This window comes from Amycolatopsis sp. PS_44_ISF1, assembly GCF_032335455.1.
GTDB lineage: Bacteria > Actinomycetota > Actinomycetes > Mycobacteriales > Pseudonocardiaceae > Amycolatopsis.
Genome location: NZ_JANUXO010000001.1, coordinates 3,004,176 through 3,020,068 on the forward strand (window position 1 = coordinate 3,004,176; position 15,893 = coordinate 3,020,068).

General features: G+C 72.2%; 9 protein-coding genes. 5 read left to right on the forward strand and 4 right to left on the reverse strand.

From position 1 onward, the window contains the following. The first annotated feature begins 543 nt into the window (after window positions 1–543). Window positions 544–1,143 (forward strand): LuxR C-terminal-related transcriptional regulator, encoded by a 600-nt coding sequence (locus tag NYF13_RS13625; protein WP_315656714.1) that lies wholly within the window; start codon window positions 544–546, stop codon window positions 1,141–1,143. A gap of 52 nt (window positions 1,144–1,195) precedes the next feature. Here the strand turns inward: NYF13_RS13625 and NYF13_RS13630 are convergent, their stop codons facing one another. Then, a complete protein-coding gene (locus NYF13_RS13630) occupies window positions 1,196–1,957 on the reverse strand; it encodes a GNAT family N-acetyltransferase (protein WP_315656715.1) in 762 nt (253 codons plus the stop codon). A 249-nt stretch (window positions 1,958–2,206) separates the two neighbouring features. Here NYF13_RS13630 and NYF13_RS13635 point away from each other — a divergent pair, with 249 nt between their 5' ends. The 3 genes from NYF13_RS13635 to NYF13_RS13645 all read left to right on the forward strand — a co-directional run bounded on the left by NYF13_RS13635 (window position 2,207) and on the right by NYF13_RS13645 (window position 7,068). Continuing rightward, complete coding sequence (locus tag NYF13_RS13635) at window positions 2,207–5,236, forward strand: BTAD domain-containing putative transcriptional regulator (RefSeq protein WP_315656716.1); 3,030 nt, start codon at window positions 2,207–2,209, stop codon at window positions 5,234–5,236. Window positions 5,237–5,406: 170 nt separating this feature from the next. After that, window positions 5,407–5,604 carry a hypothetical protein gene (locus NYF13_RS13640; protein WP_315656717.1) on the forward strand — a complete coding sequence of 66 codons (198 nt, stop codon included), beginning with the start codon at window positions 5,407–5,409 and terminating at the stop codon, window positions 5,602–5,604. Between the two features lie 279 nt (window positions 5,605–5,883). Next, the gene (locus NYF13_RS13645; RefSeq protein WP_315656718.1) at window positions 5,884–7,068 is read left to right on the forward strand and encodes a cation:proton antiporter; all 1,185 of its coding nucleotides are present in this window, start codon (window positions 5,884–5,886) and stop codon (window positions 7,066–7,068) included. A 2-nt stretch (window positions 7,069–7,070) separates the two neighbouring features. Here NYF13_RS13645 and NYF13_RS13650 read toward each other — a convergent pair whose 3' ends face one another. From NYF13_RS13650 to NYF13_RS13660, 3 genes are all read right to left on the reverse strand, one after another. Then, the gene (locus tag NYF13_RS13650) at window positions 7,071–8,546 is read right to left on the reverse strand and encodes a carboxylesterase family protein (RefSeq protein WP_315656719.1); all 1,476 of its coding nucleotides are present in this window, start codon (window positions 8,544–8,546) and stop codon (window positions 7,071–7,073) included. A 99-nt stretch (window positions 8,547–8,645) separates the two neighbouring features. Next, complete coding sequence (gene dnaE / locus NYF13_RS13655) at window positions 8,646–12,176, reverse strand: DNA polymerase III subunit alpha (protein WP_396287287.1); 3,531 nt, start codon at window positions 12,174–12,176, stop codon at window positions 8,646–8,648. 341 nt (window positions 12,177–12,517) lie between these two features. Continuing rightward, on the reverse strand, window positions 12,518–13,180 hold the full coding sequence (locus NYF13_RS13660; RefSeq protein WP_315656721.1) for a DUF4232 domain-containing protein: 663 nt from the start codon (window positions 13,178–13,180) through the stop codon (window positions 12,518–12,520). Between the two features lie 596 nt (window positions 13,181–13,776). On the opposite strand from NYF13_RS13660, the gene NYF13_RS13665 reads away from it, so the two are divergent. Further along, window positions 13,777–15,852, forward strand: a complete 2,076-nt coding sequence (locus tag NYF13_RS13665; protein WP_315656722.1) for a phosphocholine-specific phospholipase C — start codon at window positions 13,777–13,779, stop codon at window positions 15,850–15,852. The last annotated feature ends 41 nt before the right edge of the window (window positions 15,853–15,893 follow it).

The window sequence follows — 15,893 nt, forward strand, 5'->3', positions numbered from 1 at the left end:
CGGTGTAATCTGCGTCATAGTCTGACCGGCGGCTCGGTCGGCCGGGCCGGGTGAGGTCGAACCGTTCGGCCGGGGAATGAACTCCCGCCGGGGCCGGAGCCGTTCTTCGTGCGTGAACACTTCGGCGTTGCGGCGCGGTGCGGGTCGTGCCGTCCGGCGGACCGAGAATGTGGTTTGCGTGGCCGAAAACGAGGCTTGGCCGTGAATGGCCTTGTGGTGCGGGGCCGCGGAGGGGGGCCGGGACGGGCAACTCCGGAGTCTGCGGGCTTTGTTACACAATCAGCACTTGAGTGTGCCGTAGCGGCACGGTGTTGACTGGGGGCGAGGTCTCCTGGTCTGTACCAGCGGGGGAAAGAAGAAGAACCGTTACGACGCTTGAATTCCGGGAACGGCAGCAACCGCCGGCCGGTCCGGGCGTCTCTTTCCAAGAGGCCGGCTCGGAAGTTTTTCCCAGCGGGGCCTCGGATGGCCCGCCCGGTAGCGGCGGACGCGATGCCCACCTGGACCTGACGGTTTCGCGGTGGAAAGGTGAGGGAGGATCCCGTGGAGGACGTACTGGTGGCGGTGCACGCCCTCGATCCCCTTACGGGGGCGGGCCTGGTGGCCTGCCTGAGTGGGCGCAACGGTGTGGTGGTCGGCCGGGGGGAGACCCGGAAACGGGCCGACGTCATCGTCGCCGCGTTCGACGAACTGGACCCGGCGGCGGTCGCCGAACTGGAGGCCGCGCTCGGTGCGGAGACGAAACCCGTTGTGCTGCTGATGGATCCGGCGGAGGAGGTGGAACTGCCTTCCACCCTCGAACCTTCGGTGGTCGCGGTGCTACCGCGGGCCGCGGTGACCGACGACCGGCTGCCGCGGTGCGTGCGCGCGGCCGCGGTGGACACCGACTCGCTGCGATTGCTGGACCAGGCCAGGAAAACCCGGCGGAGCGGGACGGTCGCGTCCCGCAAGCACGTGCTCTCCCAGCGCGAGGTCGCCGTGGTCCGGTTGATGGCGGAAGGCTGTGACACCAACGAAATCGCCCGCCGGATGCGCTACGCCGATCACACCGTGAAGAACATCATCTACTCGCTGACCCACCGGCTGGGGCTGCGCAACCGTTCGCACGCGGTCGCTTACGCCCTGCGGGCCGGGATCATCTAGGCGGCACCGGGTTATCGGCCGGTGTCGTCCCCCGGCCGGTTCCGGTGCTGGATCAGGCGCCGGGGCGCACCCTCACCCAGAGTTCGCCGTCCGGCCGCCCGGGGTCGGTGCCGAATCCGGCGCCGGGGCGGGGCGGGACTTCGCGAAGCCGGGCCCCACGCCGGAAACCGGTGGCTTCCGCCAGATGCCGGCTGGGCCCGTCGCCGGTCCGGATGACCAGTTCGACCCGGTGGATGCCCCGGGCGAAGCACAGTTCGCCGAGCGCGCGCACCACGCGGGTGCCGACGCCCCGGTCTCGGACATCGGCGCAGACCCAGAAACCGAGCTCGGCCGAGTCGCGGTGGCGGTGCCGGTGGACGACCGCGCCGGCCAGCAGTTCGTCGGTGGCCGGGTCCGCCACCGCGTAACCGGCCCGGCCGGGCTCGGCCGGGGGCCGGGATCCGTTGTCCCGCACCCACTCCAGCATTCCCCCGGTGCTCGGGTCGGCCGGGGAGCTCGCCATGAAGGCGCGGGTCGACGGGTCGCGGGCGTTGGTCACCAGGCTGGGCACGTCCGCCACCCGGTACGGGCGCAGCAGCAGCCCGTCCGCCGCGGCCTCGTAGACGGCGGGGAAATCCACGGTGGTCTCGATCCGCGGCGCCGGCCACGACGTCCGGCCCGGGTGCTTCGCGGCCCTCCGCGACGGAGACCGCACCTGGCCCGGTCCTCCCGCGACCGCGCCGGCGAGTTCGGCCGGGGTCAGCGAAAGAGCCGGGTGCGCGAACGAACGCGAGCGGGCGCCCGGCCGGTGGACGGTGTCGCGGCTCGTCGTCACTCTGGTCGCCTCCGTGGTGGTGAGCCGGAGCGGCCGCGGCATCCGGGACCGGGCCGTCGGCGTTGGCCGCACCTCGTCCGATGTCCTGTATGGTGCCTTCGATTGACGTTTTCCCAGTCTGGCGAACCGCGCTCCACGCGCGGTCAGCGTCCGGTCAACACCGGCGTTGACCGAGCCCCGGACCCGGCCCGGCCGGACTGGCCGCGGGGGGAATGGGGGCGCCCCAGATCGCGACCGCAGGGGTGGCAAGTGGGAGAGCCGGAAGAAGACGCGTCCGTCCGGCCGGGCGCCGTCGGACCGGACGACCCGGGCGGTGACCGCGCCGGGCCGGTGCGGTTCGGGGTGCTCGGCGCGATGCGCATCCACCTCGGCGGACGGGAGATCAGCGCCGGGCCACCCCAGCAGCAGGCCATGCTCGCCTACCTGCTCCTGCGCTCCGATCACGGCCTCTCGGCCCGGCACATCGTCGACGCGGTCTGGGAGACCCCGCCCACCGGCGGCGGCGTCCGCACCCTCCGCACCTACGCCTGGCGGCTGCGGAAGCTGCTGGAGCCCGACCCCGCCCGGCCCCGGGTCCTGGTCTCCCACGGCGACGGCTACCGGTTGCTCGTCCCCCCGGACGCCCTCGACGGGCAGTGCGCCGAAACCCTGATCCGCGACGCCGGGGCGGCGCGGGGCCGGGGGGACCTCGAACTGGCGCTGACCCTGCTCACCGAGGCGCTGGGGCTGTGGCGCGGCGAGCCGCTGACCGGGGTGCCGGGCCCGTTCGCCGAGCAGCAGCGCGAACGGCTCGGCGAACTGCGGCTGGTCGCCCGGGAAGAGCAGCTCGACCTCCGGCTCCGCCTCGACGGCGAACTGCTCGCGACTTCGGCGCTGACCGAGCTCACCTCCGCCCACCCGCTGCGCGAACGCCCGCACGGACTGCTGATGCGCGCCCTGCAGCGGGCCGGGCGCCAGGCGGACGCGCTGGCCGTGTACGCCCGGTTCCGCCGCCGGATCGTCGACGAGCTCGGCGTGGGGCCGGGCCCGGAACTGGCCGCCGTGCACGCCGCCGTCCTGGCCGGGGAGACCGGTCCCGGCGCGCCGGCCGAGCCCGCCCCGGCCGGACCGGACCGGCCCGCGGCGACCCCCCGGGAAAAGCCGGTGCCCTTGCCCGTGCCGCGTCAGCTACCGCCCACCCTGCCGGACTTCGTCGGCCGCGGAGCCGATCTGGACCGGCTGGTCCGGCTGCTGACCGAGACCCGGCGGGACACCCCGGCCGTGGTCGCGGTGGTCGGCATGGGCGGCATCGGCAAGACCTCGCTCGCGCTGTGCGCGGCCCACCGGGTCCGCTCGGCCTACCCCGACGGGCAGCTGCACGCCGATCTGGGCGGTGAGGGGGAGAACCCGGCCGGGCCGGGCACCGTGCTGGCCGGGTTCCTGACCTCGCTGGGCATCGCGCCCGAAGCGGTGCCCGAGCGGCTGGAGGACCGGCGCGCCCTCCTGCGTTCGCTGGTGGACGGCCGCCGGATCCTGCTGGTGCTGGACAACGTCCGCGACGCGGCGCAGGTCCGGGACATGATCCCCAGCTCGCCCTCGTGCGGGGTCGTGCTCACCACCCGCTCCGTCCCGGTCGGGCTGCCGCTGACCACCCACCTGGCGCTGGACCCCTTCACCGCCGAAGAGGCGCTGGACCTGCTGACCGCGGTGGTCGGCGGCGCACGGGTGGCGGCCGAGCCGGACCAGGCCGTCCGCCTGGCCGAGGCGTGCGGGCTGCTCCCGCTGGCCGTGCGCATCGTGGCGAACCGGCTCTCGGCCCGCCCGGTGTGGACGCTGCGGGCGCTGGCCGACCGGGTGGACAACGAGCGGCGGCGGCTCAGCGAGCTGCGGGTGGGCGACCTGGCCATCGGGGCGGTCTTCGAGCTGAGCTACCACCAGCTGACGCCGGCCCAGACCTTGGCCTTCCGGCTGCTGTCGGTGCCCGGCGCGGCGACCGTCTCGCTCGATTCGGCCGCCGCCCTGCTGGGGGCGACCGAGGCCACCGCGGAGCTGCTGCTGGAGTCGCTGGTGGACGCCGCGCTGCTGGAGTCGCCGGAGCCGGGGCGCTACCACTACCACTCCCTGGTCCGGGTGTATGCCGCGCAGCGGGCCGCCGAGCGGCCGGAGGAGGCCGACGTGGCCCTGCGCGCGCTGCTCGAGCACCTGCTGGCCACCTCGTGCGCGGCGCTGGCCCACGTCGTCCCGGGCGACCCGGTGGCGAACCTGGTCGGCCCGCTGCCCGGGCCGGGGCTGACCTTCGCCGACATCCACGAAGCCCGGAGCTGGGCGAACGAGGAGTTCGAGATCGTCACGGCGGTCGCGCGCCGCGCCGCGGCCTCACCGGGCGCCCGCGATCCCGGACGGTTGCGCGTCGCCGCGGACCTCCTGCTGTGCCTGAGCCCGCTCAGCCACGACACGCGTTACCGTCGGCTCGCCGAAACCGCGGCGGTGGTGCGCGAAGCCGCGAAGAGCTGCGCCGACGAGCCCAGCGAATCCCGGGCGTTGCTGATCCTCGCCATCGCGGCGCTGCGAGCCGCCCGGCCGGCCGAAGCGGCCCGGCACGCCCGCTCGGCCGTCGAAATAGCGCGCCGCACGGGGGAGCGCGACATCCTGCGCCAGGCGCTCAACGACCTCGGCGTGGCCTGCCAGTACCTTCGCTGCTTCGAGGAGGCGCTGGCCTGCTACGACGAGTCCGTCGCCTTGGCCCGCGCGCTCGGCCACCTGTCGGCGGAGGCGGCGACCACGTTGAACAGCGGGCTGGCCCGGATCCGCAGCGGGCGGGCGGCCGAGGCCGTGCCGTTGTGCGAATCCGCGCTGGCCCTGGCCGACAGCCTCGACGACCGTCCGGGCAAGGCTTCCGGGCACTACGTCCTGGGCCTGGCCCTGCACGAGCTCGGGCGCTACGACGAGTCCGTCGCGCACTTCACCGCCTGCCTGGTGACCAGCCGCGCTTCGGGGCTGCCGGACCGGGCGTCGCAGTCGCTGTACCGGCTCGCGGAGACCCTGCGGATGATGGGCCGGTACGACGAGGCCGAGCAGTACGCCACCGAAGCCGTGGCCCGGTGCGAGGAGCTCGGTATCGAGCGGGACCTCGGCCACGCACTCACCGTGCTCGGGCGGACCCTGCGCGCCCGCGGCGACACCGACGCCGCGCTGGCCTGCCTGCGCCGGGCCCACACCGTCTTCGTCCGGCTGGGCCTGCCCGAGGCCCAGGACGTGCTGGCCCTGCTCAACTCCGGGGACGACCGGCTCGCCGGCTGAACCCCGATGAAATTCCGGGCGCGAATGCGCCGGCCGGAGGGTATCGGGCAGTCATTCCTGCATTTCCGTACCCCGTCGCTGGAAACGCACTGCGGGTATGGGCATCATCGGGGTTGCGGGACTGGGGGCCGCGACAGTTACCGGTGAAATCACAGAAGAGGGTGGGAATGGTGTCCGAAACCAGAAGCGGGGCATGGCGGTACCGGATCGTGGCGGGGGCGGCGGCCTTCGCGCTGATGGGCCTGGCCGGGGGGACCTGGTACGCGGCCGCCGGTGCGCCGATGCACCAGCAGCAGAGTGCGGACGGCCCGACGGGCAGCACGAAGGACACCTACGTCGGTTCCGACACCGGGCCCGCCAAGTCCTGATCCAGCCGGGTCGAATCCCGGGCGAAACTGCGGAATGAACCGGCCCGGCGCGTTTTTTCGTGAAGTGCGGACTTCACGGAACGCGCCGGGCCGGTCACTGTGGGCGGAGATTTCCGCGCGCATTCTCTTCGGCGGAGTTTCCTCGAGCCCGAACGGGCCCGAGCCGCCGGGTCACCCGATCCAGCGAGACCGAACCCCGTTCCCGGCCCCGGCGAAGCCCGCTAACTACGCTTCGAGCGTGCCGACTCCGTGCACACCTGACGAGAGCGAGGAGTGCCGGTGATCCCCAGCGTGATTGCTGCCACAGTGGTCGTGCTGCTCTGGGCGTTGACCGCCGGGCGGCTGGAGCGGTGGCGGGTCAGTGCGCCGATGGCGATGGTCGCCGCGGGGCTGGCCATCGGGTTCACCACGCGGAACCTGCTCGGCAGCGGGCTCAACACCGAGATCGCCCAGCACATCGCCGAGCTCATCCTCGCGCTGCTGCTGTTCGTCGACGCCACGGCGGTGAAGGGCGGGTACCTCGGGCACGACGGGCGGACCGTCATCCGGCTGCTGCTGATCGCGCTGCCGCTGGCCATCCTGGTCACCATGGGGGTGGGGCTGCTCGCCCTGCCGGGGCTGGGCTGGGCGGCGACGCTGCTGATCGCCTGCATCATCATGCCCACCGACTTCGCACCGGCGACCTCGGTCGTGCGGGACTCGCGCATCCCCGAGCGGATCCGGCACGTGCTGAACGTGGAGAGCGGCTACAACGACGGCATCGTCGCCCCGGTGTTCATCTTCGCGCTCACCCTGGCCGGCAGCCACGACCAGGCCGAGACGGCCGGAGAGGCGCTCCAGACGGCGATTCCCGCGGCGGCGCTGGCCGTGGTCGTCGGCCTGGTGGTCGGCGGGTTGTCGGCGCTGGCCATGAACGAGGCGAGCGCGCGCCGCTGGGCCACGGAGCACTCCACGCGGGTCGCGACCGTCGCCATTCCGCTGCTGACCTACGGGGTCGCCATCGCCGTCGGGGGAAACGGGTTCGTCGCGGCGTTCCTCTGCGGAATCGCCTACAAGGCCGCCCGCAAGGACGCCACCGAGGCCGAGTTCGTCCTGGTCGACGACGTCAGCGCGTTGTGCGGGCTGGCGATGTGGTTCGTGTTCGGCAGCGCCGCGCTGCTCCTGCTCGACTTCGGCGTGACCTGGGGGGCGATCGCCGTCGCCGCGGTCGCGCTCACCGTCGCCCGGGCCGCGCCGGTGCTCACCGTGCTGCTGGGTTCGGACCTGTCGTGGCGGGACCGGATGACCGTCAGCTTCCTGGCCCCGCGCGGGGCCGCGTCCATCGTGTTCGGCCTGCTGGCGTTCAACTCGCTCGACAACGAGGCCGCCGACCTCGCGCTGGCCATCATGGTCATCACGGTGCTGGGCAGCGTGCTGGTGCACGGCGTCGGCACCTCCGTGCTGACCAACCGGAAGCGCCCGTAGCCTCAGCGGCGGCCGTCCCAGAGCACCCGCTCGGCCGCGCGATCGTCCACAGTGGTGGCCGAGTCGGTGTCGAACCGCATGACCACGCGGTGGTCCGCGGCGTAGGCGGGCCAGCCGGGGTCGCCGGTGGTGGCGAAGCCGACCCAGGCCCGGTGCATGGCGTCGGCCAGCGGCTGCGGCGGGTGGTCGCCGAGCAGGGCCCGGACCGCGGGGTCGTCGAGGCGGTCGAAGACGAACGGCAGCTCGATCGCGTGGCAGGCGCCGAGCCGGTGGCCGAACGCCGGTGAGCGCCAGGCGCATTCGTACACGTGGGTGCCCGGGCGGGCTTCGGCCAGGCGCAGCGCGGGAATCCAGTAGTACCAGTCGGTCATGATGGCCGCGAGCAGGTCGCCCGGGGTGGCCTCCGGGCGGTGGGCGCGATAGGTGCGCACTCCCCGCAGCGGCGGCAGCCGGTAGCGCAGTGCCGCCGCGTGCACGACCAGGTTCTTGATCTTCGCCGCGGCTCCGGTGGGCACGAGGAACAGCCGCGCCTCCTCGCTGTTGGTGCCGATCAGCAGGTCGACCTGCGGGTTCACCCCCGCCTGGAGGCGGTCGACCGGCGCGGCCGGCAGCACTTCACCGTCCACGACCGGTTCGAACGGCATCAGGTTGCGGGCCACTTCGCCCCAGCGCCGCGGGCTCTGGCTGGCGACGACCTCTTCGGCGATCTGCGACTGCGCCGCGAGCAGCTTCTCCATCGGCACGCCGGCGATCGCTTCGCGAGTGGGCTCCACGCCCAGGACGGCGGCCAGCCGGGTGCCGACCAGCCGGGCGGTGGCCGGGCTGATCGTGCTGTGGCCCGCGCCGGACTGGGCGATGGCCCGGTGGAACAGGCCGTTCGCGGCCGGCATGGCCAGCAGGCTGCACACGCTCATCGCACCGGCCGACTCGCCGAAGACGGTGACCTGGCCCGGGTCCCCGCCGAAGCCGCCGATGTTGTCGCGCACCCAGGTCAGCGCGGCGACCTGGTCGAGCAGGCCGAGGTTGGGCGCGCCCTCGCCGAACCAGAGGAAACCGTCCGCGCCGAGCCGGTAGTTGATGGTCACCAGCACGACCCCGTCGCGGGCGAAGCGGGTTCCGTCGTAAGTGGACAGTGCGCCGGAGCCGCTGGTGAACGAGCCGCCGTGGACGAACACCATGACCGGCGCCCGCCCGGCCGGGTCCGGGGTCCAGACGTTGAGGTTGAGGTAGTCGTCACCGGGGATGACCGGGGGCGAACCCAGTTCGCCCAGCGGTCCGTCCTCAGTGGACTTCTGGGGCGCGGTGGGACCGTACCTCGTGGCGTCGCGCGGACCGGTCCACGGCTCGGCCGGGCGCGGCGGCCGGAAGCGGTCCGGGCCGACCGGCGGCGCGGCGTAGGGGATGCCCAGGAAGACCTGGATCCCGGTGCCGGTGGTGAACCCCCGGACCTCGCCCTGCCGGGTGGTGACGCTGGTCAACGGTCCTCCAGGGGTTTCGTACGGTCGGCTCGGAGCCGGTATCGCCAGGATCGGCACGCCTGCGCCACCCGGGCGGATCGCCACCCGGGCGGGCCCGGCTCAGGCCCCGACCGAAATCCCCCGGATCCCCTTCAGCTCACCGGTCAGCGAGGCGGTGGCGTGCACCGAGTAGTCGTCCAGCACGAACACCGTCTCCCGGCTGCCCGCCAGGACCAGGTGCACGGGGGTCTGTCCGCGGTGGGCGGTGAGGGTGCCGCGCAGCTCGGCGACCACGTCACGGTCGAGCTTGACCGCCTCGGCGCGGATGACGAACGGGGGCGGGCCGGCGGCGGGGTTGCGTTCGGCGTCGCTGATGTCGAGGGTGATCACGTTGCCGCCGAAGACCGACATCTTGTCGTCGCGCCAGTTCACCCGGCCCTTGATCGCCACGGCGGAGTCCTGCACCAGCTCGGCCTGCCACATCGAGTAGGACTTGGCGAAGAACAGCACCTCCATGGACGCGTCGAGGTCCTCGACCGCGACGATCGCCCAGGGCTCGCCCTTCTTGTTGACCCGGCGGTCGACCACGGAGATCATGCCCGACAGCACGACCTCACCCTCCTTGGGCGCGTCGTCGATCAGCTGCGCGATCGGCTTCGGCGCGTGCTGGCGCAGGATGCGCTCGGCGCCGTCGAGCGGGTGGGCCGAGACGTAGAGGCCGAGCATGTCCCGTTCGTAGGCCAGCAGCTGCTTGCGCGGGTACTCCTCCTCCTCGAACTTCAGGTGGGCCAGCGGGGACGAGGAGGCGGCGACCTCGGCGTCGCCCTCGTCCTCGCCGCCGAAGCCGAACAGGTCGAACTGGCCCATGGCCTCCTGGCGCTTGAGCGGCACCACGGCTTCGACCGCGTCCTCGTGCACCTTGACCATGGACAGGCGGGTGGTGTCGAAGGAGTCGAACCCGCCCGCCTTGATCAGCGATTCCAGCACCCGCTTGTTGCAGGCCACCAGCTCGGACTTGTCCAGGAAGTCGCTGAACGAGGTGTAGGAGCCCTTGGCCTTGCGGGTCTTGACGATCGAGTCGACCACGTTCGCGCCGACGTTGCGGACCGCGCCGAGGCCGAAGCGGATGTCCGAGCCGATCGCGCGGAACTGCAGGTTCGACTCGTTCACGCACGGCGGGAGCACCTTGATGCCCATCCGGCGGCACTCCGCGAGGTAGATCGCGGACTTGTCCTTGTTGTCGCCGTTGGAGGTCAGCTGGGCCGCCATGAACTCGGCCGGGTAGTTGGCCTTGAGGTAGGCGGTCCAGTACGACACCAGCCCGTACCCGGCGGTGTGCGACTTGTTGAACGCGTACCCGGCGAACGGGAGCATGACGTCCCACAGGGTCTGGCACGCCTGCGCGGAGAAGCCCTTGCCGAGCATGCCGGCGCGGAACTGCTCGAACTCCTTCTCGATGATCTCCTTCTTCTTCTTGCCCATCGCGCGGCGCAGCAGGTCGGCGCCGCCGAGGCTGTAGCCGGCGAGCTGCTGGGCGATGGCCATGACCTGCTCCTGGTAGACCAGCAGGTGGTAGGTCTCGCCCAGGATCGGCTCGAGCGCGTCCTTCAGCTCGGGGTGGATCGGGGTGATCCGCTGGCGCCCGTTCGAGCGCTCGGCGTAGTCGGTGTGCGCGTTCGCGGCCATCGGTCCCGGCCGGTACAGCGCGAGGACCGCGGCGATGTCACCGAAGTGCGTGGGCGCCATCGCGCGCAGCAGGCTCCGCATGGCCGCGCCGTCCAGCTGGAACACCCCGAGGGTGTCGCCGCGGGCCAGCAGCTCGTAGGTCTTCTTGTCGTCGAGCTCCAGGGTGGCCAGGTCGATGTCGCGGCCGTGGTTGTCCTTCACCGCGCGGACGGTGTCCTCGATGATGGTGAGGGTGGACAGCCCCAGGAAGTCCATCTTCAGCAGCCCCATGTCTTCGCACGAGGGGTAGTCGAAGCCGGTGATGGTGGACCCGTCGTCGCGCCGCCACAGCGGGATCACGTCCAGCAGCGGCTCGGAGGAGAGGATGACCGCGCAGGCGTGCACGCCGGCGTTGCGGATCAGCCCCTCCAGGCCCCGGGCGGTGCCCATGATCTGGGAGACCTCGGGGTCGGTGTCGGTCAGCGTGCGGACCTCGGTCGCTTCCTTGTACCGCTCGTGCTGCGGGTCGAAGATGCCCGAGAGCGGGATGTCCTGCGCCGCGATGGGCGGGGGCAGCGCCTTGGTGATCCGGTCGGCGATGGAGAAGCCGGGCTGGCCGAAGTGCACCCGGGCCGAGTCCTTGATCGCCGCCTTCGTCTTGATCGTGCCGAAGGTGATGACCTGGGCGACGTTCTCCGCGCCCCACTTCTCGATGGTGTACTGCAGGACCTCGCCGCGGCGGCGGTCGTCGAAGTCGAGGTCGATGTCGGGCGGGCTGACGCGCTCGGGGTTGAGGAACCGTTCGAACAGCAGGCTGTGCTCGATCGGGTCGAGGTCGGTGATGTGCAGGATGAACGCGACCAGCGAGCCGGTGGCCGAGCCCCGGCCGGGACCGACCCGGATCTTCTCGTTCTTGGCCCACCGCACCAGGTCGCCGACCACGAGGAAGTAGGCCGAGAAGCCCATCTTCGCCATGATGCCCAGCTCGCGGTCGATCCGGTCGGTGTACTCCTGGGACAGCCCGCCCGGGAACCGGCTGGGGACGAACTTCTCCACCTCGTCGCGCAGCAGGTCGTCCTCGGTCTTGCCCTCGGGCACCGGGAACCGCGGCATCCGGTCCTTGAAGTCGAACACCTCGGCGTAGGACTCGACCCGCTCGGCGATCAGCAGGGTGTTGTCCGAGGCGCCCGGGACCTCCTTGTCCCAGTACTCGCGCATGGCGTCGGCCGACTTGAGGTAGTAGCCGTCGCCGTCGAACTTGAACCGGGTGGGGTCGTTGAGGGTCTTGCCCGCCTGCACGCACAGCAGCGCCGAGTGGGCCTCGGCCTGGTCCTGCGTGACGTAGTGCGAGTCGTTGGTCGCCACCGGCTTCAGGTCGAGCAGCCGGCCGATCTCGAGCAGGCCCTCGCGCACCGACCGCTCGATCGGCAGCCCGTGGTCCATCAGCTCCAGGAAGAAGTTGTCCGCGCCGAAGAGGTCCTTGTAGTCCGAGGCGGCCTGGATCGCCTGCTCGCGCTGGCCCAGCCGCAGCCGGGTCTGCACCTCGCCGGACGGGCAGCCGGTGGTGGCCATGATGCCCTCGTGGTGCTCGGCCAGCAGGTCGCGGTCCATCCGGGGCTTGCGGTAGTAGCCCTCGAACGAGGCCAGCGAGGACATCCGGAGCAGGTTCCGCAGGCCGTCGGCGTTGCGCGCCCACATCGTCATGTGCGTGTACGAGCCGGCGCCGGAGACGTCGCCGCCCTCACCGAACTCGTCCGAACCGCGCTGGTTGCGCTGCCCCCAGAACACCGGCTTCTTGTGGAACCGGCTCTCCGGCGCCAGGTAGGCCTCGACCCCGATGATCGGCTTGACCGGGCTCTTCTTCGCCACCCGGTAGAACTCGGCCGCCGCGGACATCGTGCCGTGGTCGGTCATCGCGATCGCCGGCATCTCCAGCCGCTCGGCCTCGGCCAGCAGGGGCTTGACCTTGGCCGCGCCGTCCAGCATGGAGTACTCGGTGTGCACATGCAGGTGGACGAACGAATCGGACACGGTTGACTACTCCCTGAGCTCGCGGCGCCGGTACTGCGGTCCCCACGTTAGTGACTCGGGGGCGGCGGTCGGCACACCACGCTGGTTGTCACCCAAAGTTACCGACCGGCACCGCGTGGGTGTCCCGGCGGCCGCGGCGACGCCGGGCCGGGAGCCTCCGCACCCCGTCGGCGGTGGTGGCGCGGCGGTGTTCCCGGCCGGTCCATCGTAGCCGGGCGGCCCGCGCCGGGGATCAGGGCACGGCCGTCGCCGGGGTGCCCGGACCGGGTCCCGGCGACGACTGACCCGACCCCGGCTCAGGAGCCGTCGAGCGCGGGGCCGATGCCGGCGGCCACGAGGCCGGCGCTCGCGTCCTGGTAGAACGGCGTGCCCGCGGTCCACGCCACGCTCAGGTGCTCGGTCTCGTTCGGCGGGGTCACCGACAGGTGGGTCGGGGTCCACGTCTTGCCGCCCGGCGAGCCGCTCGGGTCGATGTAGCGGATCGTGGTGTGCGCGGTCCGGCCCGGCGCGAGCGTGACCTTCTCCGGGGTGAGGGCCGCGCGGGGCAGTGAATACGTCGGGCTGCCGCCCGCGCCCTGGTCCGGTCCGTCCACGTCGACGCCGCCGAAGCCCTGCATGGAGCAGGACCGATCGGACTTGTTGGTCCAGACCAGGTTGACCGTGTAGTGCGTGCCGGCCGCGCCGAGCTGGCCCTGCACGTCGGTGGGCGCCTCCTGCTTGTCCGCCAGCGCGGCCTTCAGGTCGGCGGCCCGGCAGGCGCCGTCCCGGTGGGCCGTCTCCTCCGGGGACCGGCCGCCGGAGGACGGGGCCGGGCTCGACGAGGGTGTCGCGGTGGGAGCGGCGCTGGGCGAGCTGCCGGACGCCGTCGGGCTGCCCCCGCCGCAGGCGGCCACCGCCGCCACGGCCAGCGCTCCCGTCGCGAGCAGAGCCGCCCGCCCTCCCGCCTGTCGAATCTTCACCGCAGTCGTCCCTTCTTCGTGAACTCTTCCCGTCAACCTGCTCGAAGGATCAGACGCTCGATCGGATGAAGGGTTGCGGCTCCGGCCCACGGCTTCCCGGCCGTACCCCGGGGACTTCACGAAAGGCACCGGCCCGCGACACGGCGACGGGCCCGCCCCCTACGCGGGCCCGGCACCGTGTGCACTGGTGGAACTGCGCGGGCCCGGGCTCATGACGGGACCACCGGTCACCGACCCCCGTGCGGGGGATGCGGCGGCGGCCGTCGCGCTGGTGGAGGGGCGGGGAGGCGCACGGACGGGCCGAACGGCCCGGTGGCGTTCTCGACGCCGGACCGGATGAGCACGGGCGTGCGGGTACGGGCGGCGCAGTCGCAGTCCGACGCCGTGGCGACCGGGCGGGTAAGTCCACTGTGGATGGTCGAGGACCGTTCGAAGACGCTTTCGCCGAGGGGCTGGACCGGGCCCGGGAGCCCGCCACGGCGCCGGTTGGGTCCGATCGTCGGTTGACACGGCCAGGGGCGTCCTTGCATCCTACGAAGTCGGAAATCCGTGGGGAGACAACGGATCTCGCGGTCACCGGCAGCGAGGAGACAACGATGTCCACCGTGAACCGCCGCAGATTCCTCCAGCTGGCCGCGGCCACGGCGGCCGCTTCGGCGATACCGAGCATCGCCCGCGCCGCCTCGATCCCGGCGGCGATCCGCAGCGGCACGCTGGCCGACGTCGAGCACATCGTGGTGCTGATGCAGGAGAACCGCTCGTTCGACCACTACTTCGGCACGATGAACGGGGTCCGCGGCTTCGGCGACCCGCGGCCGGTCCACCTGCCCGGCGGGGCGCCGGTCTGGCACCAGCCCGGCTCCGGCGGGCAGCCGATCCTGCCCTTCCGCCCGGACGAGGACGACCTCGGCCTGACCTTCTTCACCGACCTCAACCACGACTGGAACGGCACGCACGACGCGTGGAACCGGGGTGCCTGGAACGGCTGGGTCCCGGCGAAGGGGCCGCCGACCATGGCCCACCTGGACCGGCGGGACATCCCCTTCCACTACGCCCTCGCCGACGCGTTCACCGTGTGCGACGCCTACCACTGCTCGCTGATGTCCTCGACCGACCCCAACCGCTACTACCTGTACTCCGGCTGGGTCGGCAACGACGGTGCGGGCGGCGGCCCGGTGCTGGGCAACGAGGAGGCCGGTTACGGCTGGTCGACCTTCCCGGAGGTGCTGGAGCGGGCCGGGATCTCGTGGAAGGTCTACCAGGACGCCGGTCACGGACTGGACTCCGGCCACGACTGGGGCTGGACCAGGGACAACGCCTACATCGGCAACTACGGCGACAACTCGCTGCTCTACTTCAAGCAGTACCAGGACGCCCAGTCCGGAACCCCGCTGTACGACAAGGCCCGCGTCGGCACCAGCGTGGAGAACGGTGACGGGCTGTTCGACCACCTGCGCGCGGACGTGCAGTCGGGTGCCCTGCCGTCGGTGTCCTGGATCGCCGCGCCCGAGGCCTACTGCGAGCACCCGTCCTGGCCCGCCAACTACGGCGCCTGGTACATCTCGGGCGTCCTCGACGCGCTCACCTCGAACCCGGACGTGTGGAGCAAGACCGTCTTCCTGATCACCTACGACGAGAACGACGGCTTCTTCGACCACGTGGTCCCGCCGTTCCCGCCGCTGAACGCGAACTGGGGACTGTCCACAGCGGACACCACCGGCGAGGTCTACCAGGGCGGCGCCGCGGCGGTCTACAAGACCGACAACCCGTACGGGCTCGGCCCGCGGGTCCCGCTGCTGGCCCTCTCGCCGTGGAGCGTGGGCGGCTGGGTCTGCTCCCAGACCTTCGACCACACCTCGGTCATCCAGCTGATCGAGCAGCGCTTCGGCGTGCACAGCCCGAACGTCTCGCCGTGGCGGCGCGCGGTGTGCGGCGACCTGACCCGCGCGTTCGACTTCACCGGGGCGAACAGCACCGTCCCCGGACTGCCCGACACCGGCGGTTACGCGCCGCCGGCCGACCACAGCACCCCGCCGGTCTACACCCCGGTGCCGCCGGCTTCCGGAGCGCTGCCCCGGCAGGAGAGCGGGCTGCGCAAGGCCCGCCCGCTGCCGTACCAGCTCGCCGTGGACACCGAGGCGAAGGACGGCCGGATGCACCTGAGCTTCATCAACTCCGGGGCCGCCGGGGCGTCCTTCTACATCACCTCGAAGGTGCGCACGGACATCCCGTGGGTCTACACCGTCGGCGCCGGCGGCTCGGAGACCGACAGCTGGGCCCTGCCGGGCGGTGACGCGGCGCAGTTCCAGCTCTCGGTCTTCGGCCCGAACGGCTGGCTGCGCGAGCTGGGCGGCACGGTCGGGAAGGTGGGGCCGGAGGTCGTCGCGCGGGAAGACGCGGCGAGCGGCCAGGTCACCCTGACCTTCGTCAACCCCGGTGGCAGCGCGGTCCGCTTCGTCGGGACCGACGCCTACGACCCGTCGCACAGCTACACCTACGACGTCGCGGCCGGCGCCTCGCGGACCGTGCCCGGCTGGGGGGTCGGCCAAGCGAACCAGTGGTATGACATCACCGTCACGACCGACGCCGACCAGGCCTACGTCCGCCGCTTCGCCGGCCACGTCGAGACCGGGAAGGCGTCGACCAGCGATCCGGCCACCAGCACGGAGTGACCCGGCGGACTGCACCCTTTCCGTCCACTGTGGCCGGTCGT